The organism is Kosakonia beeri (assembly GCF_054165705.1).
Genome location: NZ_CM135106.1, coordinates 4341457 through 4367958, shown reverse-complemented (window position 1 = coordinate 4367958; position 26502 = coordinate 4341457). Strand labels below are relative to the sequence as shown.

23 protein-coding genes are annotated in these 26502 nt (G+C 54.3%); 14 read left to right on the top strand and 9 right to left on the bottom strand.

Features of this window, described 5'->3' with window-relative positions; genetic code table 11:
* Positions 1-15: 15 nt before the first annotated feature.
* Positions 16-1224, bottom strand: coding sequence for an aldose 1-epimerase family protein (locus ACUY4S_RS20685; protein ID WP_458021779.1), 1209 nt, complete (start codon positions 1222-1224; stop codon positions 16-18).
* Between the two features lie 335 nt (positions 1225-1559).
* Positions 1560-2114 (bottom strand): ribosome biogenesis factor YjgA, encoded by a 555-nt coding sequence (gene yjgA / locus ACUY4S_RS20680; RefSeq protein ID WP_312691093.1) that lies wholly within the window; start codon positions 2112-2114, stop codon positions 1560-1562.
* A 94-nt stretch (positions 2115-2208) separates the two neighbouring features.
* On the opposite strand from yjgA, the gene pmbA reads away from it, so the two are divergent.
* From pmbA to ACUY4S_RS20620, 12 genes are all read left to right on the top strand, one after another.
* Positions 2209-3561, top strand: coding sequence for a metalloprotease PmbA (gene pmbA / locus ACUY4S_RS20675; protein ID WP_312691094.1), 1353 nt, complete (start codon positions 2209-2211; stop codon positions 3559-3561).
* A gap of 55 nt (positions 3562-3616) precedes the next feature.
* Positions 3617-4003 (top strand): cytochrome b562, encoded by a 387-nt coding sequence (gene cybC, locus ACUY4S_RS20670; RefSeq protein WP_312691096.1) that lies wholly within the window; start codon positions 3617-3619, stop codon positions 4001-4003.
* A gap of 304 nt (positions 4004-4307) precedes the next feature.
* Complete coding sequence (locus ACUY4S_RS20665; protein WP_458021754.1) at positions 4308-4616, top strand: glycine dehydrogenase; 309 nt, start codon at positions 4308-4310, stop codon at positions 4614-4616.
* Between the two features lie 10 nt (positions 4617-4626).
* The gene (locus tag ACUY4S_RS20660) at positions 4627-4989 is read left to right on the top strand and encodes an SFCGS family glycine-rich protein (protein ID WP_061498291.1); all 363 of its coding nucleotides are present in this window, start codon (positions 4627-4629) and stop codon (positions 4987-4989) included.
* 2 nt (positions 4990-4991) lie between these two features.
* On the top strand, positions 4992-5288 hold the full coding sequence (locus tag ACUY4S_RS20655) for a DUF4312 family protein (protein ID WP_312691102.1): 297 nt from the start codon (positions 4992-4994) through the stop codon (positions 5286-5288).
* 50 nt (positions 5289-5338) lie between these two features.
* Positions 5339-6115 carry a DUF4311 domain-containing protein gene (locus ACUY4S_RS20650; RefSeq protein WP_312691103.1) on the top strand — a complete coding sequence of 259 codons (777 nt, stop codon included), beginning with the start codon at positions 5339-5341 and terminating at the stop codon, positions 6113-6115.
* A gap of 9 nt (positions 6116-6124) precedes the next feature.
* Positions 6125-6766: a DUF4310 family protein gene (locus ACUY4S_RS20645; RefSeq protein WP_458021753.1), complete on the top strand. Its 642-nt coding sequence runs from the start codon at positions 6125-6127 to the stop codon at positions 6764-6766.
* 42 nt (positions 6767-6808) lie between these two features.
* Entirely contained in the window at positions 6809-7942 is a 1134-nt protein-coding gene (locus tag ACUY4S_RS20640; protein ID WP_458021752.1) for an amidohydrolase/deacetylase family metallohydrolase, read from the top strand.
* Positions 7926-9044, top strand: a complete 1119-nt coding sequence (locus ACUY4S_RS20635) for a DgaE family pyridoxal phosphate-dependent ammonia lyase (protein WP_312691109.1) — start codon at positions 7926-7928, stop codon at positions 9042-9044. The genes ACUY4S_RS20640 and ACUY4S_RS20635 overlap by 17 nt, the downstream gene beginning before the upstream one ends.
* Positions 9041-9781, top strand: a complete 741-nt coding sequence (gene dagF, locus ACUY4S_RS20630; protein ID WP_458021751.1) for a 2-dehydro-3-deoxy-phosphogluconate aldolase — start codon at positions 9041-9043, stop codon at positions 9779-9781. Before ACUY4S_RS20635 ends, dagF begins: the two co-directional genes overlap by 4 nt.
* 60 nt (positions 9782-9841) lie before the next feature.
* Positions 9842-10990 carry a lactonase family protein gene (locus ACUY4S_RS20625; RefSeq protein WP_458021750.1) on the top strand — a complete coding sequence of 383 codons (1149 nt, stop codon included), beginning with the start codon at positions 9842-9844 and terminating at the stop codon, positions 10988-10990.
* 15 nt (positions 10991-11005) lie between these two features.
* The gene (locus ACUY4S_RS20620; protein WP_312691115.1) at positions 11006-12916 is read left to right on the top strand and encodes a BglG family transcription antiterminator; all 1911 of its coding nucleotides are present in this window, start codon (positions 11006-11008) and stop codon (positions 12914-12916) included.
* A 34-nt stretch (positions 12917-12950) separates the two neighbouring features.
* Here the strand turns inward: ACUY4S_RS20620 and ACUY4S_RS20615 are convergent, their stop codons facing one another.
* The 7 genes from ACUY4S_RS20615 to treR form a co-directional block, all read right to left on the bottom strand.
* On the bottom strand, positions 12951-13694 hold the full coding sequence (locus tag ACUY4S_RS20615) for an oligogalacturonate-specific porin KdgM family protein (protein WP_458021749.1): 744 nt from the start codon (positions 13692-13694) through the stop codon (positions 12951-12953).
* A gap of 84 nt (positions 13695-13778) precedes the next feature.
* Complete coding sequence (locus ACUY4S_RS20610) at positions 13779-15494, bottom strand: polysaccharide lyase family protein (RefSeq protein WP_458021748.1); 1716 nt, start codon at positions 15492-15494, stop codon at positions 13779-13781.
* A 340-nt stretch (positions 15495-15834) separates the two neighbouring features.
* Positions 15835-16299: an anaerobic ribonucleoside-triphosphate reductase-activating protein gene (nrdG, locus tag ACUY4S_RS20605; protein WP_458021747.1), complete on the bottom strand. Its 465-nt coding sequence runs from the start codon at positions 16297-16299 to the stop codon at positions 15835-15837.
* A 169-nt stretch (positions 16300-16468) separates the two neighbouring features.
* Positions 16469-18604, bottom strand: a complete 2136-nt coding sequence (nrdD, locus tag ACUY4S_RS20600; RefSeq protein WP_312691123.1) for an anaerobic ribonucleoside-triphosphate reductase — start codon at positions 18602-18604, stop codon at positions 16469-16471.
* Between the two features lie 380 nt (positions 18605-18984).
* Complete coding sequence (treC, locus tag ACUY4S_RS20595) at positions 18985-20640, bottom strand: alpha,alpha-phosphotrehalase (RefSeq protein ID WP_458021746.1); 1656 nt, start codon at positions 20638-20640, stop codon at positions 18985-18987.
* Between the two features lie 47 nt (positions 20641-20687).
* Entirely contained in the window at positions 20688-22106 is a 1419-nt protein-coding gene (treB, locus tag ACUY4S_RS20590; protein WP_312691125.1) for a PTS trehalose transporter subunit IIBC, read from the bottom strand.
* Positions 22107-22234: 128 nt separating this feature from the next.
* Positions 22235-23182, bottom strand: a complete 948-nt coding sequence (gene treR, locus ACUY4S_RS20585; RefSeq protein ID WP_312691126.1) for a trehalose operon repressor TreR — start codon at positions 23180-23182, stop codon at positions 22235-22237.
* Between the two features lie 205 nt (positions 23183-23387).
* On the opposite strand from treR, the gene mgtL reads away from it, so the two are divergent.
* Both mgtL and mgtA read left to right on the top strand, forming a co-directional pair.
* On the top strand, positions 23388-23438 hold the full coding sequence (mgtL, locus tag ACUY4S_RS20580) for a mgtA regulatory leader peptide MgtL (protein ID WP_312691168.1): 51 nt from the start codon (positions 23388-23390) through the stop codon (positions 23436-23438).
* A gap of 256 nt (positions 23439-23694) precedes the next feature.
* Complete coding sequence (mgtA, locus tag ACUY4S_RS20575) at positions 23695-26403, top strand: magnesium-translocating P-type ATPase (RefSeq protein ID WP_458021745.1); 2709 nt, start codon at positions 23695-23697, stop codon at positions 26401-26403.
* The last annotated feature ends 99 nt before the right edge of the window (positions 26404-26502 follow it).

The following is a 26502-nucleotide window of genomic DNA, read 5'->3' as shown; positions in this document are numbered from 1 at the left end:
TTTTTTATGCGGTGATTACTCTTTTGCCATCGGTGTTTCAATGGTTTGTGGAGTTTTGCTTCCCTGGATCGTCTGTACGCGTTTTTCCACTTCCGCCACCTGATTGCTGTTGTGCAGCAGGGTGTAGGTCAGATCAAAACGGGTACTCTGGCCGGGTTGCAGCTGTTTCACGCGTTTTTGCTCCCGCTCAATAGTAACCGGATAGGCGTAGCTGGTACCCGGTTCGATACCGGTGACGTAGCCCTGTTTTTCCGTGTCGGTGTTTTTCCACAGCGTTAGTACCGGCAGCTGGTCGGTGTTATAACCGATGGCCACCCCTTTATCGCCAGCTTTGTTCAGCAAGGCGGCAACGGTCTGCTTGTTGGCATCGGCCAGCGGTTTGATATTAAAGACCATTTCATCAAAACCTTTGGTCGGCCCGGCATAGGTTTGCCACGTTTTCAGTCCATCTTTTGCATAATCGTTGAACGGGCTGACATTTTCATGCGGTGTAATAAAACGCGCGCCTTGTTCAAGGATCGGTTTGCTGAAGTTGCTGTGGTAAATGATTTGGTAGTCATGTGGGTAATCGGCATGGTTCGTCAGCACATCATGCAGGCTAAAGCTGTTGCTGCCCGGAATGTAACGCAGCTCCATTTCAGTTTGCAGGTCAGCCTTTTTGAAGGTGCTCTCTAACACACGCCCGCGTATACGGATTTCGTATGGCGCTTTTTCACTGACCTCGACAGAAACTTGCGACGCCGGGGTATTGCCGGCTTTGCCATGCAGAGTATAAATCTGCCCGTCAGCGGTCACCGGATGGCCGGTCCATTCGTAGCCGCAACGCACAACCATCTCGTTGAAACCTTCCAGCCAGCCCAGGCCATTACGGCTTTCCAGATTGATAAACGCCGGGTTCACCACTTCTTTCACTGGCGAACTCCAGCCCAAATGCACCCCGAAACCATCGGCATAGAGTAAGTTCATACCGCGAGTCGGACTCAGGGCAATGCTGAGGCCGTTTTTATCGCTTATTTTGATGACTTTACTGCCTTCCTGCTTCCCTCCGTGCAGCACAACCTGCTCAATGCTGAACTGTTGATTTTTGATGTTCAGCTGATCGCTGGTAATACGCCAGTTTCCTTGTTCAGTACCGCCTTCAGCACTGGTCAGCACCCAGGTTTTTGCCATTACCGGACCAGAAATAAGCAGAGCAAGCGCAGAGAACATTACCGTCTTTTTCATCATTTCTTCCTTTTATGCTGAATCGATTAGATGTGTCGCAACCGGAATTTACGGATTGCGCAGAAAAGAAAATGTGATCCGTTTCATCTGATGAAAATGAGCAGCGAGAAGAGCGTCAATAGCAGATATTGATCGCATTTATAATTGAAATGCAAAGTATTGATAGAATAAATTTGTGAAGTGAGCAGATTTTAGATTTAACGATTCAGCTAAACTTGCGGTCGTTTTACCAGACAGAAATCACAGGCAAAAAAGGAAAAACGAGAAACCACTAACCAAAACGCAGCAGGCAGAAAAGAAAAACCCTCCCGGCGGGGAGGGTTCAGAGACGGCAATCAGGCTTCGCTGCTTTCAGCCAGTTCACGCAGGTACTGGAAGATCAAACGCGCGGATTTTGGCGCTTTGTTCCCTTCTTTCTCTTTTTGGGCGTTGCGGACCAGCGAACGCAATTGCTGACGGTCAGCAGCTGGCCACAGGTTCAGTACCTCCGGCACGGCATCATCGCCTTCTTCAATCAGACGATCACGTAAATGCTCCAGCTTGTGGAAAAACGCCACCTGCTGGTTATGACGGTTTTTCAGCTTGTCCAGCGCCTGGCGAATGGGATCCACATCGCGTTGACGAAGCATTTTGCCGATCAGCTGCATTTGACGGCGGCGGCCCTCTTTCTTAATGCGCTGCGCCAGTTCAATCGCGTCGCGCAGATCCTGGTCGAGCGGGAGTTTATCCAGCGCGTTTTTCCCCAGGTCTACCATTTCCGCGCCAAGCTGCTTTAACTCTTCCGCATCGCGCTTAATTTCACTCTTACTGACCCAGATGATCTCATCATCTTCGTCTTCAATATCATCACCGGGCACGTCGTCGAGCCAGTCGTCGGGCTGCTTTGTCATCTCAGGCTCCTTAAAAAAGAGGCTAATGTTACCAGTTAAGGCGCGCACTGAAAAACGGTTCTCTGTTAGACTTCAAAGATTCTCTCCCTTAATTATGGCATTGGCGATGAAAGTGATCACACAAGTTGCACAACAACGCAAAGTACTGGAAGACGCAGTTTCCACGGCGCTGGAGCTGGCCGCCGGGAAATCGGACGGTGCGGAAGTGGCCGTCAGCAAAACCACCGGCATTGGTGTCAGCACACGCTACGGCGAAGTGGAGAATGTGGAATTTAACAGCGACGGGGCGCTGGGCATCACGGTTTATCACCAGAACCGTAAAGGCAGTGCCTCGTCGACCGACCTTAGCCCGGATGCGATAGCCCGTACCGTGCAGGCAGCGCTCGACATCGCCCGCTATACCTCGCCAGACCCGTATGCGGGCGTGGCGGACAAAGAGCTGCTGGCGTTCGACGCGCCGGATCTTGACCTTTTTCACCCGGCAGAAGTGACGCCGGATGAAGCCATCGAATGGGCAGCTCGCGCCGAGCAGACCGCGCTGAAAGCGGACAAACGCATCAACAATACCGAAGGCGGCAGCTTTAACAGTCACTATGGCATCAAAGTGTTCGGCAACAGCCACGGAATGCTGCAGAGCTACTGCTCAACGCGCCACTCACTCTCCAGTTGTGTGATTGCCGAAGAAAACGGGGATATGGAGCGGGATTACGCTTACACCATCGGGCGCGACATTCGCGATCTGCAAACCCCGGAGTGGGTTGGTGAAGAGTGCGCGCGTCGTACTTTGTCCCGCCTTTCTCCGCGCAAACTACCGACGATGAAAGCGCCCGTGATTTTTGGTCATGAAGTGGCGACCGGGCTGTTTGGTCACCTGGTCGGAGCGATTGCGGGCGGTTCAGTGTACCGTAAATCCACCTTCTTACTGGATTATCTGGGCAAACAGATCCTGCCGGAGTGGCTGACCATTGAAGAGCATCCGCACTTGCGCAAGGGGCTGGCATCAACGCCGTTCGACAGCGAGGGCGTACGCACCGAACGGCGAGATATTGTGAAAGAGGGCATCCTCACCCAGTGGCTGCTGACCAATTATTCGGCACGCAAGCTCGGGCTGAAAAGCACGGGTCACGCAGGTGGCATTCACAACTGGCGTATCGCCGGGCGTGGGCTGAGTTTTGAGCAGATGTTGAAGGAGATGGGCACTGGCCTGGTGGTTACGGAGCTGATGGGCCAGGGTGTCAGCGGGATTACCGGTGACTACTCGCGCGGCGCGGCGGGTTTTTGGGTGGAAAACGGTGAAATCCAGTATCCGGTAAGTGAGATCACCATCGCAGGTAATTTGAAAGAAATGTGGCGCAATATTGTCACGATTGGCGACGATATTGAACATCGCAGCAACATTCAATGTGGTTCAGTGTTACTCCCGGAGATGAAAATCGCCGGACAATAACTCCGTGGCGCTAAGACCTGCGCCTGAAGCGTAATAATAAAAAAGGAAGTGAGCAATGCGTAAAAACCTGTTAGCAATCCTTGCCGTATCTTCGTTGTTTATCGGCTCTGCGGCGTTTGCCGCCGATCTGGAAGATGATATGGAAATCCTCAGCGATAACCTGAAAGTGGTGCAAAAAACCAGTGATGCCAGTGAAATGAAAACGGCATTAACCAAAATGCGTACCGCCGCGCTGGATGCGCAAAAAGCCACCCCGCCGAAGCTGGAAGGCAAAGCGCCGGACAGCGCCGAGATGAAAGATTACCGCCACGGCTTTGATATCCTGGTCGGTCAGATTGACGGTGCGCTGAAACTGGCCAACGAAGGCAAAGTGAAAGAGGCGCAGGCCGCAGCAGAAGGTCTTGCCAATACCCGCAACACTTACCACAAGAAGTTCCGCTAAAATACCTGAGCGGGGCTACGGCCCCGCTTAATCAATAAGCAAACCTTATTCATCTCACACTTTCTCCTTTCTGTTACCTGCGTTGTTATGCTTTCGAAGACGCAAATTTCCGCCACTTTTCTTCAATCCTGTGACCGCCGCACAGTGAAAAATCCCTCCTGGGTGCATTTATGTGGCGCAGATCACTAACACCTGTCTCCTTTCCACTTCGAAGTGGAAAACTCCTCGCTACAAACTCGTAACCTGCGACGCTAGTTTTATTCAGGGCCATTAATGGGGCAGACCTGTGAATAACGGAGCAGTAATGAACGACGCGGAGCAAATGGCGACCCTCGCGGAACGCATGCTGGCGCAGGTGTATCGCTTGTTAAGCGAGCAGAACATCACGCCGAACGCAGTACAGCAACAGATGCTGACTTCTCATGTAAGGGCGATGGCGCACCGCTCGGTGACCGGCGAACCATTGCCGGATGTGGATGCCAGCCTGTTTGACGAAATCTCGGCCGAGTCGATGAACCTTGCCCGCGATGTGGTGGCCGCTTTTGGCAACCTCCCGGAAGAAGAAGCCTGGCTGCTCTCCGTGCACTTCGAAGTGGCGAAATACAACCTGTAAGGAGCAAACGATGGAACAAATTACCGTAGTGATTGGCGATCGTCTGGGCAAAGGCCAAAAAGTCGCTGCAGGCGTGGAAAAAGCAGGCGGCCGCGCAGTGGTCGTGCCGGGTGTGGCGGCAGATATGAAGCTGGGAGATGTGATGAAAGCAGAAAACGCCACCTTCGGCATTTCGTTTTGCGGTAGCGGCGGTGCGGGCGCTATCACCGCGCAGAACAAACATGGCTACAAAGCCAAATATGGCATGCGTTCAGTCGAAGAGGGCGTTACCGCCATCAATGAAGGCTGCAATGTGCTGGGCTTCGGCTTTATGGATAAAGAAGAATTGGGCGAGCGTCTGGTGCAGGCGTGGCTGAAAAAATACGGCGCATAACCATGAAAGAACAGTTCACCACCACGGTCAGGGTTAAAGGCAAGGGCGATGCGAAAGCGCGCGCCTTCGCCGATGCGTTGAACCATGTTCAGGCCGCGGTGATGAAAACGTCGCCGCATATTTTACTGCGTATTGAGCCACAGGATGTGCGGGTTGTTCATGCGCAGGAAACGACGCGGAAAGAGGCCTTTTTGTTCCTTTTTCTGCGTCGGGAACGACGTGCATACAGCGTGGAGCTGGATGTGACTGTCAACGTGACCGCCATCAATCTCGACAAAGTGGATTTCGTCACGAAGTAACTAAACGCATACCCGTGAGTCAGACCCACAGGGTAGAAGAGGGCAGACTGATGTTCTTAATCATACTAATAAAATCGCTCATCATTGGCGGTCTGGTCGGCGTGGGTGTAGGCGCCGGGGCTGCACGCATGTTCCATGCGCCGACCACTCAGGGGATGGGCGCATTTCGTACTTTGGGGGAACTCAACTCCTGTGAGGGTGATCCGGCGTCTCACTTCTCCTTTGGCCTGGGCTTCTTTTTTAACGCCTGGGCGTCGTCTGTGGCGGCGGGGTCGTTCACCCAGGATGTTGATCACCGCATTATCCCCAACTGGGGCGCTGCAGCGTTGATGGTGAAAAACCGCAACGTGGGCGAAACCCTGCACGATCCGAAAAAAATGGCCATCGCCTGTGCGCTGATCGGCATGGTAGTGGTCACCTTCCTTAACCTGACGGCCTCATCCGTTCCGGCGGCGCTGCAAGTGACCGCGGTAAAAGTATTGGTGCCGGCGGCAAACCTGCTGGTGAACACCGTGATGCCGGTAATTTTCTGGCTGGCGGCCATCGACGCGGGGAAAAAATCCGGCTTCTGGGCAACTGTCTTTGGTGGTGCGGCGCAACTGATAATGGGTAACGCCGTACCCGGTCTGGTGCTGGGCATTCTGATTGGTAAAGGCGTTGAGGAGAGCGGCTGGAACCGCGTCACTAAAGTCATGATGACGGCGATTGTCGCGCTGTTTGTACTCAGCGCTTTCTTCCGCGGCTTCGACCTGAAAATGATCGCTTCTTTTAATCTGAGCGCGCCGAACTGGCTGGAGCTCATCCATAACTCGCTCAGCGGCAAATAAGGAACCGACATGGAACAGAATAAAGGTTTTTGGTACGCCGACTGGTCATTTCCGATTTTTGTCGGCCTGCTCTCATCCGGCGTGTTTGCCGGGACGCACATGTACTACCTGTACGGTATTGGCGCGTTTAACGAGGTGGCTTTCGTGTCAATGCTGCGTTCCGGTATGGATACCGGCGTCTATGGCGCGGTAGCCGCGTTTGGCGCCAGTTTTCTCTTTGCCCGCATTATTGAAGGGGCGCTGGTCGGCATCCTCGACATCGGCGGGGCGATCCAGACCGGTGTAGGGCTGGGTGTCCCGGCGCTGTTGTTGGGCGCAGGCTTTGTCTTCCCGGTGGCAAACTTTGTTGCTTCGCTGGCAACTGGCCTGGTGATTGGGCTGGCGATTGGTTACCTGATTATCCTGGCGCGTAAATTCACCATCAACCAGAGCGACTCCACCTACGGTGCTGACGTAATGATGGGCGCAGGCAATGCGTCTGGCCGTTTTCTTGGCCCGTTGATTATTCTCAGCGCCATGACCGCGTCGATTCCTATCGGCATGGGGTCGCTGGTGGGCGCGCTGCTGTTCTACCTCTGGCAAAAGCCGATTACCGGGGGCGCGATCCTTGGCGCGATGCTGCTGGGATCACTCTTCCCGGTAGCCCTCTGATACACACGGGCGCTGCGGCGCCCGTTACTCCTGGAGATACGCATGTTTGATTTACTCCTGCGCCGGGCGCGTCTGGTTGACGATACGGTGACGGATATCGCCATCGAGGCGGGGAAAATCGCCGCACTGGGCGACATCCGCGATCCGGCGAGCAAAACCGTCGATTTATGCGGCGAGTATTACGTCAGCGCCGGGTGGATTGATTCCCACGTGCACTGTTACCCGAACTCTCCGATTTATCATGACCAGCCCGACAGCGTCGGTATCCACACCGGGGTGACCACGGTGATCGATGCAGGCAGCACCGGCGCTGATGACATTGACGATTTTTATGCTCTGACCCGCCAGGCAACGACCGACGTTTTTGCCCTGCTGAATATCTCCCGCGTGGGGCTGATTGCCCAAAACGAACTGGCAAACCTGAGCCATATCGATGCCGGAGCGGTACGCGCGGCAGTGCAGCGCCATCCCGATTTTATTGTCGGGCTGAAGGCGCGCATGAGCAGTAGCGTGGTGGGGGAGAACGGCATCACGCCGCTGGTGCGAGCGAAAGCCATCCAGAAAGAGAACGGCGATTTGCCGCTAATGGTGCATATCGGCAATAACCCGCCCAATCTGGATGAGATCGCCGACCTGCTGACCTCGGGCGATATCATTACCCACTGTTACAACGGGAAGCCGAACCGCATTCTCACGCCTGGTGGCGAACTACGAGCCTCAGTTGCCCGCGCTATCCGCCGCGGTGTGCGTCTGGATGTAGGGCACGGTAGCGCCAGCTTTAGCTTTGCCGTTGCCAGGCAGGCCATCAGCCTGGGTATTTTGCCGCACACCATCAGCTCAGATATTTACTGCCGCAATCGAATTGACGGCCCGGTGCGATCGCTGGCGAATGTCATGTCTAAATTCCTCGCCATTGGCTTGTCGCTGCCGCAGGTCATTGCCTGTGTGACCGATCACGCCGCTGAAGCCCTGCGTCTGACGCAAAAAGGGCGTCTGGCGGTCGGTTTTGATGCTGACCTGACGATTTTCGACCTGAAGCGCCAGCCAGTGGTATTTACCGATGCGGAAAAGGTGGGCTTACAGGCCGAACAGATAATCACGCCGCTGGCTGCTATTCGCGCGGGCCACGGCTATATGACCGAACAAGGGAGTGCGGAAAATGCCTTCGATTTATGATAAGTACCAGTTGAAACATGTGATTAATGCTTCAGGGCGGATGACGGCCCTCGGTGTTTCTACCCCGCGCCCGGAGGTGGTTGACGCGGTGTTAAGCGGCATGAACCACTACTTCGAAATGAAAGATCTGGTGAATAAAACCGGCGAGTACATTGCGAAGTTGCTGGAGGTGGAGGGCGCGACGGTCGTCTCCTGCGCGTCGGCAGGCCTTGCTCAGTCGGTGGCTGCGGTGCTGGTGCGCGATAGCGACTGGCTGCTCGAAAATCTGCACAGCACGCCCGTCGAAAATAACGAAATCGTGCTGCCGCGTGGGCATAACGTCAACTTTGGTGCGCCGGTCGGCACCATGGTGGCGCTGGGCGGCGGAAAAGTGGTGGAAGCCGGCTACGCCAACGAATGCTCCGCCGATCAACTGGCGGCGGCGATCTCTCCCCGCACGGCGGCGATCCTCTACATCAAGTCACACCACTGCGTACAAAAAAGCATGCTCAGCGTGGAGCAGGCTGCTGTTGTAGCACGTAAACACAACCTGCCGCTGATTGTGGATGCGGCCGCAGAAGAAGATTTGCAGTGCTATTACCGCGCCGGTGCAGACCTGGTGATTTACAGTGGTGCAAAGGCCATTGAAGGGCCAACCAGCGGGCTTGTGATTGGCAAAACCCAGTATGTGGAGTGGGTAAAACGCCAGACGGCGGGCATTGGCCGCGCCATGAAAGTGGGCAAAGAGGGCATTCTCGGTTTGACCTGCGCCATTGAACACTACCTTAGCGCACGTAAAGAGAGCGGGGCGGAGATGGTCGCCAAAATGACGCCCTTTATCGACCAGCTAAATACCCTGCAGGGCGTAAGCGCTCGCGTAGTGTGGGACAGCGCCGGGCGTGATATCGCCCGCAGTGAAATCAAATTTGATGAAGCAGTCACCGGCATGGCAACCGGTGATCTGGTGAGCGCGCTGAAACAGGGCGAGTACGCCATTTATTTCCGGGGCTATAAAGCCAATGAAGGCATTATTGAAGCCGATGTGCGCAGTGTAACGGCAGACCAACTGGACATTGTTTATCGCCGTATCGCCGAAGAACTGAACAAGGAGCAACAGGCATGAAACTGACCCCCAATTTTTACCGCGATCGTGTCTGCCTGAATGTGCTGGCCGGAAGTAAAGATAATGCCAGCGCCATTTATCAGGCGGCAGAAGGGCATGTGCTGGTGGGAGTACTGTCAAAAAACTACCCGGACGTTGCAACGGCGGTTGCCGATATGCGCGACTATGCTGCGCGCATTGATAACGCGCTCTCCGTTGGGCTGGGGGCGGGCGATCCGAATCAATCGGCGATGGTCAGCGCCATCTCGCGGGAAGTGCAACCACAGCACGTTAATCAGGTCTTTACTGGCGTGGCAACCAGCCGCGCGCTGCTGGGGCAGCGCGAGACGGTGGTCAATGGTCTGGTCTCGCCAACGGGGACGCCGGGGCAGGTGAAGATTTCGACCGGGCCGTTGAGCAGCAAAGCGGCGGCGGGCATCGTGCCTATCGATACCGCGATTGCGTTGCTAAAAGACATGGGCGGGAGCTCGATTAAATATTTCCCGATGGGCGGCCTGGCGTGCCGCGACGAGTACCAGGCGGTGGCCGAAGCCTGTGCCCGTTACGATTTTTGGCTGGAGCCGACGGGAGGGATCGATCTGGATAATTACAATGACATCCTGCAAATCGCGTTGGATGCGGGCGTCAGCAAAATCATTCCGCATATTTACAGTTCGATTATTGATAAAGCGAGCGGCAACACCCGCCCGCAGGATGTACGCCAATTACTGGCGATGACGAAAGCGTTGGTACAGTAGTCCTGTTCTCCTGCTCCAGGCGGGAGAAGGGGCGTTTGAGACAACCATTAAGGAGCGACCATGCACACTGCCCGCCATTTGCTTGCCGCGTCACTTTCGCTGCTGGCGACCACTGCCATAGCCCAGACCCAGTACGCCTGGGTAGGGACCTATAATCCGAATGGCGAAGGCGTCTATCGCTTTAACGTCGACCCACAATCTGGCGCACTCAGCCAGAGAATGCTCGTCAGCCAGTTGCCCAATGCCGCACAGCTTGCGGTGTCGCATGATGGCAAAACACTGTATGTGGCCAGCGAAGTGGAAAAAGGCATGGTACAGGCGCTGCGCATAGGCAGTGACGGTGAATTGAGCGCATTAAACCAGGTCGCTTCGGGCGGCGCCGGGCCAGTCTGGCTGGCGTTGACACCACAGGGGCATCATCTGCTGGTGGCGAATTATGTCAGCGGTTCAATCACCGTTTTGCCAGTGAATGCGGATGGTAGCCTCGGTGAGGCCGTGGACAGTCATCAGGATCAGGGAACGCCGGGGGCAGCAAAACCGCAGGCAGCGGCAGAGGGCAGCTTTGCCATCAGCGATCATAACGGGCCGCATGCGCATATGATTGCGGCGGATCCGGGCGGGAAATTTGTCTTTTCTACCGATTTGGGCCTGGATCGCATTTATCAATATCGGTTTGATGAACAGAGTGGCAAGTTGACGCCAAACGACCCACCTTATATTGAGGCGTCCTCACAAGGCGCGGGGCCGCGTCATTTTGTTTTTACACCGCAGGGCGATGGGCTGTGGCTGATTAATGAAGAAGCCTCGACGCTGACTCACTACCGTCTGGATCACGCCAGCGGCACGTTGAAAGAGGGGAAAACAATTTCAGCGTTGCCGAAAGAGTATAAAGGCACCAGTTTTGCCGCCGGGCTGGTACTAAGCCGTGATGGCAGTCAACTGTATGTCGCCAACCGATTGCACAACAGCATCGGGCATTTTCGCGTCCAGCCTGACGGCACACTCACGCATCTGGATGATGTCTGGACGCGCGGTGATTATCCCCGCTCACTCACGCTGGATAATCACGGCCGCTGGCTGTATGTCATGAATCAGCGCAGCGATAACATTACCCGTTTTCGTGTAGCGCAGGATGGCAAACTGCGCTTTACACCGGATTATACGCCGGTGGGCAGCCCATCTCAGATGGTCATTTCTACTCAACCTTAAGCCCTGGAGAACGACGTGCGATTCCCGAACCAACGTTTAGCGCAACTGTTTATGATGTTGCAAAACGAGACGCTGCCGCAGGACGAGCTGGCGCAGCGGCTGGCGGTGTCGACGCGTACCGTTCGGGCTGACATCACCGCATTAAATGCGTTGCTGCATCACCACGGCGCGCAGTTTGTATTAACGCGTGGCAGTGGCTACCAGCTAAAAATTGACGATGCCGTGCGTTATCAGAGTCTGCAGGCTGCCCGCCCGCGTGCGTTGCGCATTCCGCGTAACGGGCAGGAGCGCGTGCATTATCTGGTGGTGCGCTTTCTGACTTCGGCGTTTTCGCTCAAGCTGGAAGATCTGGCAGACGAATGGTTTGTGAGCCGCGCGACGCTCCAGAACGATATGACCGAAGTACGGGAATGGTTCTCTCGCTACCGTCTGACGCTGGAGACGCGCCCGCGTCATGGCATGAAGCTGTTTGGCAGTGAAATGGCGCTGCGCGCCTGCCTGACCGATTTACTGTGGGAGCTGGCGCAACAAAATGCGCACAATCCACTGATCACCGAAGAGGCCCTCAATCCCGGCGTGCCGGAGGCGCTGGTGCCCGTGCTGCAGGCGAGCTTTAGCCGTTATCATATTCGCCTGACCGATGAGGGCGAGCTGTTTATCCGCTTGTATTGTGCCGTGGCGATACGTCGCATTAGCGAAGGATATCCGCTGTCGGAATTCACCGCCGAAGATGGGGATGAAAATGTGCGTGATGCCGCGCGGGATATCTCAACGGCGTTACAGCAACTGGCGGGAAAACCGCTGGCGGCAGCAGAAGAGCACTGGCTGCGGGTGCATATTGCCGGGCGACGCGTACAGGAGCTTGCACCAAGCGCCATCAGCGCCGATGACGATGAAACCCTGGTTAACTACATCCTTGGCTATATCAACACGCACTATAACTACAACCTGCAAAACGACACGCAACTGCATGCGGATCTGCTCACCCATATCAAAACCATGATCACCCGTGTGCGCTACCAGATAATGATCCCCAATCCCTTGTTGGATAACATCAAGCAGCACTACCCAATGGCATGGGATATGACACTGGCGGCGGTGTCCAGTTGGGGAAAATACACCCCGTATGTGATCAGCGAAAACGAGATTGGATTTCTCGTTCTGCACATTGGTGTTGGGCTGGAACGCCATTACAACGTCGGTTACCAGCGTCAGCCCTGCGTGCTGTTAGTGTGCGACGCCGGGAATGCAATGGTGCGGATGATTGAAGCCGTACTGGCGCGTAAATATCCGCAGGTTAGGGTCACGCGCACGGTGACGTTGCGTGAATATGAGCAGTGCGCGGGCATTGCAGAAGATTTTGTTATCTCGACGGCCAGGGTCAGCGAAAAAGATAAACCCGTTGTTACCATTGCGCCGTTCCCGAGCGATTACCAACTCGAGCAGATCGGCAAGCTGGTGCTGGTAGACAGAACGCGGCCGTGGATGCTTGAAAAGTATTTTGACGCGCTCCATTTCCGCATTATTGATGGGGCAATGGATCAGCAAACCCTGTTCAAAACGCTTTGTGATCAGTTATATGACGAAGGGTTTGTCGACGCGACGTTTCTCGATTCGGTGGTCGAACGTGAGGCGATTGTCAGCACCCTGCTGGGGGAAGGCATTGCATTACCACACGCTCTTGGGCTGCTGGCGAAAAAAACCGTGGTCTATACCGTGCTGGCTCCGCAGGGCATCGCGTGGGGGGATGAAACCGCTCACGTTATTTTTTTACTGGCGATCAGTAAAAGCGAGTACGAAGAGGCGATGGCCATCTACGATATCTTCGTCACCTTTTTGCGCGAGCGGGCGACCGCCAGGTTATGTGTGTGCAAGGACTTTGCCGCCTTTAAAAGCGTGGCAATGGAATCCCTCAGCCGTTTTTAAGTAGAGGAGAGGGGCACCCCCTCTCCTGGGCGGATTATTTAAAGGTATAGGCGATACCGGCGCGCAGGCGAAGCTGGCGTTCGCTGGATTTCGATGAGCGGTTAATGTCGCCAAAGCTAATATAGGGACTCCATTCCCGCTTATCGCCTAACGCATAATTAAATTGTAATTCCTGCTCATAATTATACTTTTTGTTGGCATAGAGATTTTCATCACCATATTGGTAAATCAATTTGTAGGTGGTCGTCAGGTTGGCAATGTTATAACGCAGGTAACCATCCACACGATTGACCGTACGATGCTTATTGGTGCTGCAGTTGGCGCAGCCGCTATTATCATGGGCGTAATCCGTTAATTCCAGGCGGTAAAGGCCGCCGACTGACCAACTATCATTAATTTTGTACCATGGCGACACGCCAACTTTCCATTCAGTGCGGGTTGAGTTAAATTCCGGTTGAAATAACGGAGAGACGGTCCAGTTGCCAAAACTGTATTTTTTCGCCAGCGTCATTTCCACCGCATTGAGAACGGGATCTTCATAATATTTATCTTTGACATCAGATCCGCCGGTTTTGAATTTCGTTTCCACGGCGAAAGAGAAGTTTTGCGGCAGCTGGGTGGCCAGGGTTAATTTGTCGTAATGGGTGCGATCGCGAAGGCGATACTCATGACGATAATCCAGGCTGACATTGCGTAATACAATGTCATCTGCTGTGGCATAGCTAATGGCAAATAAAGGGAGTGCGGCACAGAGCGTATTGATGGTTTTCTTATTCATGGTCGAAAGCCTTTTTCATTTATTATCGGCAAGGGCAGTCACCCGTACTGTGGCATTCTCACAATACGGGGGGTATCAATAAAATTATTCGCTAAGGGTAATCACATCGTACATTACGCTACCGCCTGTTAATTGCAGCGTAATCGTATTATTTCCCTGACGTAACAGGTCGGCATTGAGTGGAATAGCGGCAAGATGGTATTGCCCATTTTGTAATGCACCGCGATACAGCGTTTTATCGTTGGCGTATTTCAGCGTATTCACCGCTTTGCCATTCACTTTAACCACCAGTGACGGCGCGCTGTTGCTGCTGCCCATTCCGCTGTTACTGGCGGCAGCCAGCGCAATATTCAGCGTGTAGACGGGCTTATCTGGCATCATGGCAAAGCGTATGTCCCATTTTCCAGGTTTAGTCTGGGCATAGTACCAGTCGCGGCTATAGTCGCTGCGGCCAATGTCGAATACCAGGTCGGCAGGCACATCGTTCTGCCAGTGATAGCCTCTCGGCTCGTTACCATAACGGAACTCGCGCGCCTGGCGGTTGGCCTGGCCAATCGACCACAACACCCTGGAGGCCGGTTTGAGGGCAATATCGCCCAGCGTTTGTTTATCCCCTTCAATGACCACCTGCTGCTGGGCCAGTATGCCGGGCTGTGTTCCGGCATTGGCATATACCGCGAGCTGGTAACGCCCGGGGATGACATTGTCGAGGTGGAAAGCACCTTGATTGTCCGTGCTGGCCGAAAACAGATAACCCCGCGTCTGCAAATCGAAAGGCTCATCCAGTGAGGAAGAGAGCACCACGGTGACCGGCGTAGCGCTGCTGATATGGCCAGTCACCTGTGTCCGTTTGTCGATGTAGCGCGCGTCATCTACCCATTTATAGGGCCAGTTGGCGCGCTCGGTGCGCGATTGCTGGCCTGCATCTACAAGCATCTGCTTTTTGTCGCCGCGGTTGATGTACAGCAACCAGGGGCCGTAGACTTTTTTCCAGCCGGGTTGCGCCTGCATATCTGGCGTGCCCATATGTGCCCCGGTCATATAGTTCAGTATGATGGCGTCCTGATGCACCATCAGATCCTGCTTCAATGCATCGCCAGAAAAATATTCGCCACTGCCGGGGATCAACCACGCGCCAATACCTTCGCCGTATACCCCCCAAAACGCGCTGCCGCGTTGATAACCGGCAAAATCATATTTTGAATAGACGTCGCCGTTCGGTAACTGCCACGTTTCGTCCTGCACTTTCGGCATTTTTTCCAGTTGCGCATATAAATACGGTTTGCCGTGGCGTTCGCCGTTAAAAATATGATCAAGACGTTGCGGGTTAAAGCGGTAAACATTGCGCAATTCACTGACCTGTACCGTTTGTTGACCGGTATTTTCTGCAACTACATAACTGTAAATACCACTAATGCCTTTACGCATGATTAAATGGTATTCCAGCCGTAACAGGCTTTTTTTGTCATCAACCCATGCAATATGTACCATGTCTTTATCATTGCGGATGACCTCCAGGCGTTCCGGCAGAAAATCTTTTACGCCTTTCGAATAAAAGTCGAGATAAGCACTGCGTGTTTTGCTGGGATCACGCTGCGCGCCAGATAATGAGGTCAGCAAATTTATGCCGTCTTTCACCATCGCGACGGCGCTGGCATCCTCATTAAATTCGACGTGCAGCAAGCCATTATCCAGGGTGGCATTCATCCCTGAGACAGTCAGCGATACCGGTAAATCGGTATTGCTGTAACTCAGTGAAGAAAATAAAAGTAAAGCGGTAACACCATACCGAATGTGCATGTTTTTGTTCCTGTTATAGAACCATATTACCCAGAGAGTAAATGGTCTTTTTCAATGTTATGTTGGGTTAGTTAGTGCATGTCGGCCGTTATTTCATTAAAGGTTGAAAATAGTCAGCAGAGTAATCCGATGTTTTTTCAACCACCTTTGCCTTACTGCCAGTGTTGAAGGTTTACTGGCAACCAGACGAAGATATACGCGATCCTTATCTAAAATTAAAAATAAGGATTAATGTATTTGAAATAATGTTTTGATTTGAGTTTGAGACGAGAGGAAGAGGGCTTTCCTTACTAAAAAGGAGAGTAAATTATTCAGCCTCTAATGATTTACCGAAGGGAGATTAACGTAAATGGTGCACCACCTGGTTGCTGCTGCCGCGCCAGATCAGCATCGGATCTTTCAGATCCTGGACAAATTTACCGTCCACCAGCACGTTAATCAGCGCCACCACTTCTTGCTGGTCGGCATTGAGCTCGTCAATTTTGTAACCGGTCCACACCCAGATATCTTTGCCCGGGCACTCTGCGCGGATGCGGGTGACCAGCTTTAAGACAGACGGGACGTTTTGCGGGTGCAGCGGATCGCCGCCGGACAAGGAGATGCCCTGGCGCTTCACGCGCGTATCGTTGAGATCGGCAATAATCCGCTCTTCCATTTCAGCGGTAAACGGCACGCCAGAATTCAGCCGCCAGGTGCTTTTGTTATAGCAGCCGGGGCATTCATGCACACAACCGGAAACGAACAGGGTGCAGCGTGTGCCCGGGCCATTGACGATATCGACAGGGTAATATTGGTGAAAATTCATCTTTCGTATCTCATCCGCTTAGCAATTGACGCCATTACTGCGTTGGCTGTTTGCGAGCACCCGGAGATTACGCTCCCCGGGAGACACGACATTGCCGCCTTGTTCTGACATTAAGTGCGTTGCGGATACATAACAAATTGATCGTGCAGTGCCATTGGGCAAAGTCCGGTTACCCGATTTGCCCATTACCCAGGTGCTTCACGCGGCGTTTCACTTCTTCCTGCTTACCCGCGTTAAACGGGCGGGCATCCGGGCTACCAAGGTAACCGCATACCCGACGCGTTACCGACACCCGTGACGCATCGTGGTTGCCGCATTTCGGGCAGGTAAAACCCTTGCTGGTGCACTCAAACTCACCGGTAAAGCCGCACTCGTAACACTCATCGATCGGTGTGTTGGTACCGTAATACGGTACATGCTGATAGCTGTAATCCCAGACATCTTCCAGCGCCCGCAGGTTATGCTGAATGTTCGGGTACTCGCCATAGCAGATGAAACCGCCGCTGGCCAAAGGTGGATAAGGCGCTTCGAAATCGATCTTGTCGTACGGGTTAACCTTTTTCTCCACATCAAGGTGGAAGCTGTTGGTGTAATAGCCTTTGTCCGTTACGCCATCTACCACGCCAAACTCTGCAGTATCGAGACGGCAGAAACGGTCGCACAGGTTCTCGCTTGGTGTGCTGTAAAGGCTGAAACCGTAGCCGGTTTCCTCTTTCCACTCGTCTACCGCTTTACGTAAGCGTTCAACAATCGCCACGCCTTTCGCGCGCAGAGTTTCGCTGTCGTAAATATGTTGATTACCGGACAAAGCATTAATGGTTTCGTGAATACCGATATACCCCAGCGAGATCGACGCGCGGCCATTTTTGAAAATTGGCGCAATATCGTCATCCGCTTTCAGGCGTACACCGCAGGCACCTTCCATATAAAGGATCGGCGCAACGCGGGCTTTTACCCCTTCCAGGCGGGCAATACGCGTCATCAGGGCTTTACGTGCCAACAGCAGTCGGCTGTCCAGCAATGCCCAGAACGCCTCTTCGTTACCCTTCGCTTCCAGTGCGATGCGCGGCAAGTTCAGACTGATCACACCAAGATTGTTACGCCCATCGTGGATCTGCTCACCGTTTTCTTCATATACACCCAGGAAGCTGCGGCAACCCATCGGCGTTTTAAACGACCCGGTGACTTTGACGACCTGATCGTAGTTAAGGATATCCGGATACATCCGTTTGCTTGCGCACTCGAGCGCCAGTTGCTTAATGTCGTAATTCGGATCGTCAAACTTGTGGTTCAGGCCGTCGCGAATGGCGAAAACCAGTTTCGGGAAGACCGCCGTTTTGCGGTTTTTACCGAGGCCGGCAATACGGTTACGCAGAATCGATTGCTGGATCAGGCGGGATTCCCAACGGGTGCCCAGACCAAAACCGAAGGTCACGAACGGCGTCTGACCGTTGGCGGTGTGCAGCGTATTGACCTCATATTCCAGCGACTGGAACGCGTCGTAGCACTCTTTTTCCGTGCGGCTGCGCGCATAGCCGTCTGCGTCCGGAATATTCCATTCGCTGGCGACACGGCGGTGTTTTTCGAAGCTGGCGGCCACAAACGGTGCCAGTACTTCATCAATACGGTTGATGGTCGTGCCGCCATAAATGTGGCTGGCGACCTGCGCAATAATCTGCGCCGTCACGGCGGTGGCCGTAGAGATCGATTTTGGTGGTTCGATCTCTGCGTTACCCATTTTGAAACCGTGGGTCAGCATGCCTTTCAGGTCGATCAGCATGCAGTTGAACATGGGGAAGAACGGGGAGTAATCGAGGTCGTGATAGTGGATCTCGCCACGCTCGTGCGCCAGCACAACGTCACGCGGCAACAAATGCTGGCGTGCGTAGTGTTTGGCAACAATGCCGGCCAGCAGATCGCGCTGGGTAGGGATCACTTTACTGTCTTTGTTGGCGTTTTCGTTCAGCAGCGCTGAGTTGGTCTGCTCAACCAGCCCGCGAATGTCCTGATTCAGGCGGCCACGTTTTTCACGCGCAATATCGCGATCGTGACGATATTCAATGTAGGCGCGTGCCAGCTGTTTGTAAGGCCCGGACATAAGCTGGTTTTCGACTGCGGTCTGAATTTCGCTGATATCCACCTGCGAACGGCCCTGCATTTGGCCACTGATAACGTCTGCGACGGTGGCGCAATAGTCTGCGTCATCGACTCCCGCTGCTTTAGCTGCACGCAAAATAGCTTCCTGGATGCGCGCTGAGTTGAAAGGCACTTTACAGCCGTCTCGTTTCATCACATGCGGTGTCATGATCACTCCATTTTAGAAAACAGGTTATCCACAATGAAGGAGGCACTGACTGGTGGGTTATTCATTACCAAAACCAATAAGTTCGTCCTTTCCTGACCCGTGTTATCCACAGCGTGTTACGCTGTCCAGCCGATTGGGCTGAGTGAATTTTAGTCGATTAATACAACATATTGGGTCGGCGTGCATTCTAATTTCTATATATAGTGATTTGCATCAAACATGTTTACGCTTTTATTGACTCAGGACAAAGTAAAAATCAGATAGCACACAGGACGGGCGGCCTGGCGGAATGTAAATTTTCTGATTCTTATTTTGACTAAAAATTCAACAAAAACAGCAGGTTTATTCCCTGCTGTTTTTCTGTGCGCAACGTCGAAAAATCAGGCTTGCAGCCACCACACCGCTTCAAACGGGCGCAGGGTCATCTCGCCGGGGCAGGACGCAACTTCGGCATAATTGCTGTGCAATACTTGCCAGTTGCCAGGCATGATCTCAGGACGCCAGGGCTGGCACGCATTGCTGAGATTAGCCATAACCAGCAGCGTCTGCCCTTGCCACTGGCGGCGGTAACACCACAAATCCGCGTGGGCTGGGAGCAGATCCTGATAGTCGCCCCACGTGAGGAGTGGCAAGGTTTTGCGCAGGCGGATCAGCGTTTGATAGGTGTAGAAAACGGAGCCAGGATCGCTGACGGCGTTTTCCACGTTGATCTCGCGGTAGTTATCGCACAAGCCAATCCACGGATCGCCGGTGGTAAAACCGGCGTTTTTGCGTGCGGTCCACTGCATCGGCGTGCGACTGTTATCACGTGATTTACTGGCCAGGATCGCCAGTAATTCTTCCGGCTCTCTGCCTGCAGCCCGCCTTTCAGCAAACATATTGTGGCTTTCAACGTCGCGGTAATCGGTAATTCGGGTGAAGTGGGGGTTGGTCATGCCGATCTCCTCACCCTGATAAATGTACGGTGTGCCTTGCATTCCGTGCAGTATCATCGCCAGCATTTTAGCGGAGACGGTGCGAAGCGGGCCTTCATCACCAAAGCGTGAAACAACCCGTGGCTGATCGTGGTTACACCAGAACAACGCATTCCATGCCACATTATGCATGCCTTGTTGCCAGTGGCGGAAAAGCGCTTTCAGGGCACTAAAATCTGGCCGCGCGAGCGTCCATTTTTCGCCGCCGGGGTAATCGACTTTCAGGTGATGGAAGTTAAACGTCATCGACAATTCACTGCCGTCCAGTGCGGCATAGCGCTGGCAATGCGCCAGCGAGGTAGAAGACATTTCCCCTACCGTCATCAAGTTGCGAGGTTGAAAGACCTCGCGGCTCATTTCCTGAAGAAAAGTATGGGCACGTGGGCCGTCTGTGTAGTGTCGGCGACCATCACCTTCAGGATCGTCCGGGAAAGTTTGCGCCTTGGAGATCAGATTCACCACATCGAGGCGCAGGCCATCGACGCCGCGATCGGCCCAGAAGGCGCACACTTTTTTCAATTCGTCGCGTACTGCCGGGTTTTCCCAGTTGAGATCGGCCTGCTCGGGTGCAAACAGATGGAGATAGTATTGCCCGCTCTCGCTGTGCCAGCGCCATGCGCCGCCACCGAATTTGGAGCGCCAGTTGTTCGGCGGCGTTTGCGGTTCACCATCGCGCCAGATATAGAAGTCGCGATAAGGGCTCGCAGGATCCTGGGATGCCTGAAACCATGCGTGCTGCGTCGAGGTATGGTTAAACACCATATCCAGCACCAGACGAATACCACGCTGATGTGCCTGTGCCACCAGTTCGTCAAAATCGTCCAGCGTGCCGTATAAAGGGTCGATAGCCGTGTAATTGGCCACGTCATAGCCGTTGTCCACCTGCGGCGAGACATAGAACGGAGTCAGCCAGATGGCATCAACGCCCAGGGTTTGTAAGTAGTCGAGACGCGCGATCACGCCGCGCAGATCGCCGGTGCCGCTACCGGTCGTATCCTGGAAACTTTTGGGATAGATCTGGTAAATAACGCCGTTTTGCCACCAGTGGGGAAGGGTATTCATAGCGATTTCCTGCAAAAAAGGAAGGGGCGCAAAGGCGCCCCAAAACATTACACAATCTGCAAGGTGCCGTGACGGAACTTGCGTTGATAGACAAATGATGTCAGTACCATGGGAACCACCACAGCGATGGCCATCGCCATCATAAAGACCTGCCAGAATGCGGGTTGAATGGAGAGGATCCCCGGCAATCCGCCCACACCAATCCCGTTGGCCATTACGCCGTTCAGGCCGCACAGTAACCCGGCGATGCCGGAGCCAATCATGGCGCACAGCATGGGGAAGCGATATTTCAGGTTGATGCCGTACATGGCCGGCTCCGTCACCCCAAGGTAAGCGGAAATCGCGGCAGGTACAGAGATTTCACGTTCGTTGTGTTTCCGGCTGCTGATAATAATGCCCACCACTGCCGAGCCCTGCGCAATATTCGACAGCGCAATCATCGGCCATACGGGCGTGCCGCCCAGGCTTTGGATCATCTGCATATCGACCGCCAGCGTGGTCTGATGCACGCCAGTGATCACCAGTGGGGCATACAGGAAACCGAACAGCGCCGCGCCAATCGGTGCAAAGCTACCGGTCATCAGATGACGCACGGCGAAGGCGACACCATCGCCGATTAGGCGGCCAAACGGGCCAATAAGAGCGTGAGCCAGGAAAACAGCGAGGATCAACGAGCAGACCGGGACCACCACCAGGTAGAGGTAATCCGGCACCAGGCGTTTTAAACGGGTTTCAATAAAGCCCAGAGCAAGACCCGCCAGCAGAGCCGGGATCACCTGCGCCTGATAACCCACTTTGGCGATGCTAAACAGGCCGAAGTTCCACACTTCTGGCGTTTGCGAGCCGAGCAGATACGCGTTCATCAACTGCGGCGACACCAGCGTGATGCCAAGTACGATGCCGAGAATTGGCGTACCGCCGAGTTTGCGCACCGCCGACCAACAAATCCCGACGGGCAGATAGAAGAAAATGGCTTCGCCGATCAGCCACAGGAAGTCATAGACCGTTTTCAGCGCAGGGAACATTTGCGCCAGCGTTTGCCCGTTGCTCATCGGCACATCGCCGATGACGTTACGAAAACCGAGGATCAACCCGCCGCTGATCAGCGCTGGCAGCAGGGGGAAGAAGATCTCCGCAAAATGCGAAATCAGGCGTTCGTGCCATTTCATATTTTGCCGCGCTGCCAGCTTAGCCTGCTCTTTATCCGCATGCGCCAGTCCGGTGGCCGTGCGCAGAGCCTGGTAATAATCGCCCACGTTTGTGCCGATTACGACCTGGAACTGCCCGGCGTTAGTAAAACACCCTTTTACCATCGGTAACTGTTCAATGCCTTTTGGATCGGCGGCGGCCGGGTTATTCAATACAAAGCGTAACCGCGTAATACAGTGGCTGACGGTGGCGATATTTTCGCGCCCGCCGACCAGCGCGATCAGCTGTTCAATGTCTGCCTGATTTACTTTGCTCATCGTGGTGCCTCTCGGGGGAGAAATGCTGGGTAATGACCGGAAAGAAGCGTAACCAGGAGCGCGTTAATAGAAAATGGGAACGTTCCCGAAATCGGGCGAGGATCACAATAAACCGTACGGCGGGGCAGTTAAACCAGTTGTGGTGGGATGATGATTTGCCGTGGATCGGCGCGGCCATTGACCTGATTGATTAGCTGTGCGGCAGCCTGCCGACCGGCTTCGGCATAACCGGGATCGACGGTGACTATTTCTGGATGCAGGAATTTCATCAGCGGCGTGTTGCCAACGCTGGCGAGTTGCAGGTTATCAATTCGCTGCTCCTGCAAATATTTGCTGGCACCGAGCGCCAGCGTATCAGTGGCACACAGTAGCGCAGTGGTATCAGGCGTTAAGACCTCCGCCACATGCTCATAACCCTGTTTCATAGCCAGACCCGGCAACGCTGACACCGGCGCAAGTTGATGCGTTTTGCAGAACGCCAGATAGGCGTCGTGGCGGCGTTTACCGGTGGTGATATCGCTATGCGGTACGCCAATAAAGCTGATATGGCGATGACCCTGCGCGTAGAGCTTCTCCATCAGCAACTGGATTGCGCCCTCATCGTCATAGCACACCGAGGCAAAACCACTGGCGTCGCGTGCCAGCAACACGAGTGAGGATTGCCAGGAGGCGAGCAAACTCTCTGTTACGCCAGTGAAACCAAACAGCACCACGCCATCAATATTGCGGCGGCTGAGCATCTGCAAATGTTCCTCAACCAGCGTTGGCGAGAACTGGCTTTCCATCATGATGGGATCGTAGCCCTGTTCATAAAAGGCGGGCAGCATGGTCTGCACGGCAAGATTTTCTGACAGAGAATCAAGACGGGAGACAATAATCGCCACGACTTTATCGCTCTGCCCTCGCATGGCGCGGGCAGAACGGGACGGGGAGAAACCGTGCTGATTAACCACCGCCTCCACCCGCTGACGCGTACGCTCACTGACGCCGCTTTCATTATTCAGCACGCGAGAAACGGTGGATTTACCCACGCCGCTCAAGCGCGCGATGTCTTTGATCGTCAGCCGGTTTTGCATACGCTCTGTCCTGTTCCTTATTAAGGCGGTTTGCAGAATAAAGGAGTTTCGTCCTGGTTCCAACTCACAACAATGAGCAAAGTCTGGTTTATGCACTTTGCGGCGCGACCCGATAAACAGAAGTGTGTATACGCTTGGTTTAATTCAGCGGAGTTATGATACGGCCACGCAATAATTCCCTTTTCACTCACTTACCGGAGGCCAGATGGATCCCGATCCCACCCCTCTCCCGCGACGGAGAAACCTTTTCCGGTAAGCTCGCTTTTGCTGCCTTACCGGATGCGTAAGGCAGCGACGCCATTTTCGTCCCTGTCCAATAAACGCCAATTGGCGCGGCTTTGCTACGCCACTTGTCAACAATTTACACCTTACCTTGCCTGATGTGCCGGGGCGTTTCGGTGGCGGAACCATGGTGCTTAGCGCCGGGAGCCGACACCACACTCCACAACAAGGCCATGAGTGAAATGAGGTGTAGGAATGCACCCGCGAGATGCGGGGGCAAGGACACAATTATGCTGAAAAACATGACCCGGCAGCTTTTTGCTCGCCTTCACCGCCATTTACCACGTCGTCTGGTACAGCGCGATCCGCTGCCCGGCGTACAGCATGTCACGCATGGCGATATTCCGGCTTCGTTAAGCGAGCGCTGCCTGACGCTGGCTTTGATGGCGCAGGATCAGCTGTGGCACAGGTTCGCCAGTCACCCGGAAGGGCTGAATCCACAGGAAGTCGAACTGGCGCGGGAAACGCACGGTGCCAACCTAATCCCGGCGCAAAAACCCTCACCGTGGTGGGTACATTTATGGGTGTGTTACCGCAATCCTTTTAACCTTTTGCTGACGTGCCTTGGCGCCTTTTCTTATGCCTCGGAAGATCTGTTTGCCGCCGGGGTGATCGCCCTGATGGTGGCGATTTCCACGCTGCTTAACTTTTTGCAGGAAGCACGCTCGACCAAAGCGGCGGATGCGCTGAAAGCGATGGTCAGCAATACCGCGACCGTGTTGCGCGTGGTGAATGAGAAAGGTGAAAACGTCTGGTGCGAGATCCCTATTGATCAACTGGTGCCGGGCGACATCGTCAAGCTGGCCGCCGGCGATATGATCCCGGCCGATCTGCGGGTGATTCAGGCGCGGGATCTGTTTGTTGCGCAGGCCTCGCTGACGGGTGAATCGTTACCCGTAGAGAAGGTGGCCACGACCCGTCAGCAAGGGCAACTGAATCCGTTGGAATGCGACACGTTGTGCTTTATGGGCACCAATGTGGTGAGTGGCACGGCGCAGACAATGGTTATCGCTACTGGCGCGGAGACCTGGTTCGGACAACTGGCCGGGCGGGTAAGCGAGCAGGAAAGCGAGCCGAACGCCTTCCAGAAAGGGATTGGTCGCGTCAGCATGCTGTTGATCCGTTTTATGTTGGTAATGACGCCGATTGTGTTGCTGATCAACGGCTTTACCAAAGGTGACTGGTGGGAAGCGGCGCTGTTTTCGCTGTCCGTCGCCGTTGGCCTGACGCCGGAAATGCTGCCGATGATTGTGACCTCCACGCTGGCGCGCGGCGCGGTGAAACTGTCGAAACAAAAAGTGATCGTCAAACATCTGGATGCGATCCAGAACTTTGGCGCGATGGACATTCTGTGCACCGATAAAACCGGGACGCTGACGCAGGATAAAATTGTACTTGAAAATCATACGGATATAAGCGGTAAAAGCAGCGAGCGGGTATTGCACAGCGCCTGGCTGAACAGCCATTACCAGACCGGGCTGAAAAACCTGCTTGATACCGCTGTGCTGGAAGGCGTCGATGCAGATGTTGCCCGGACGCTGGCGGCAGACTGGCGCAAAATCGACGAAATTCCTTTTGATTTTGAGCGCCGCAGGATGTCAGTTGTTGTGGCTCAGCAGGCGGAGGTTCATCAACTGATTTGCAAAGGCGCGCTGGCCGAGATCCTGAGCGTTTGCTCGCAGGTGCGTTTCAACGGTGAGATTGTTCCGCTGGATGACAGCATGCTGCGCCGCATTGAGCGCGTGACCAGTAATCTCAATCGGCAGGGATTGCGGGTTGTGGCCGTTGCCACAAAATATCTCCCGGCGCGCAGCGGTGACTACCAGCGCGTGGATGAGTCGGATTTGATCCTTGAAGGCTACATTGCCTTTCTCGATCCGCCGAAAGAAAGTACCGCTCCGGCGCTGAAAGCGCTAAAAGCCAGTGGTATTACCGTGAAAATTCTGACCGGCGACAGTGAACTGGTTGCCAGCAAAGTGTGCCGCGAAGTGGGGCTGGACGTTGGCGAGGCTGTAACGGGTAACGAGATTGAGTCGCTGAGCGACGATGCGTTAGCCGCGCTGGCGAAGCGTACCACGCTGTTCGCCCGCCTGACGCCAATGCACAAAGAGCGCATTGTGACTTTGCTCAAACGTGAAGGGCATGTGGTGGGCTTTATGGGCGATGGCATTAACGACGCGCCCGCGCTGCGCGCTGCTGATATCGGTATTTCTGTTGACGGTGCGGTGGATATCGCCCGGGAAGCGGCCGACATTATCCTGCTTGAAAAGAGCCTGATGGTGCTCGAAGAGGGGGTGATTGAAGGGCGTCGTACTTTCGCCAATATGCTGAAATACATCAAAATGACCGCCAGTTCGAACTTCGGTAACGTCTTTAGCGTGTTGGTGGCAAGCGCTTTTCTGCCCTTCCTGCCGATGCTGCCGTTACACTTGTTGATCCAGAACCTGCTGTACGATGTGTCACAGGTGGCGATCCCCTTTGATAACGTCGATGACGAACAGATCGAGAAACCGCAGCGCTGGAACCCGGCCGATTTGGGGCGGTTTATGATCTGCTTTGGCCCTATCAGCTCTATCTTCGATATTCTGACCTTTTGCCTGATGTGGTTTGTGTTTAAGGCTAACGTGCCGGAAGCGCAAACGCTGTTCCAGTCCGGCTGGTTCGTGGTGGGTTTGCTGTCGCAAACCTTGATTGTGCATATGATCCGCACTCGCCGCGTGCCGTTTATCCAGAGCCGCGCTGCATGGCCACTGATGGCGATGACGGTGATGGTTATTGGCGTTGGCATTGCGCTGCCGTTCTCGCCGCTGGCAACTTACCTGCAATTGCAGGCGCTGCCGCTCAGCTATTTCCCTTGGCTGGTGGCTATCCTGGCAGGCTATATGACGCTGACCCAGTGGGTTAAAGGGCGCTACAGCCGTCGTTACGGCTGGCAATAACCCCATTAAATACCCGGTATAAAAGCCGGGTATTTCTCTTAATTTCAATAACCTGTGATCGTCGTCTGGCCGTGCGCTTGACCCCGCATCCGGCGCATG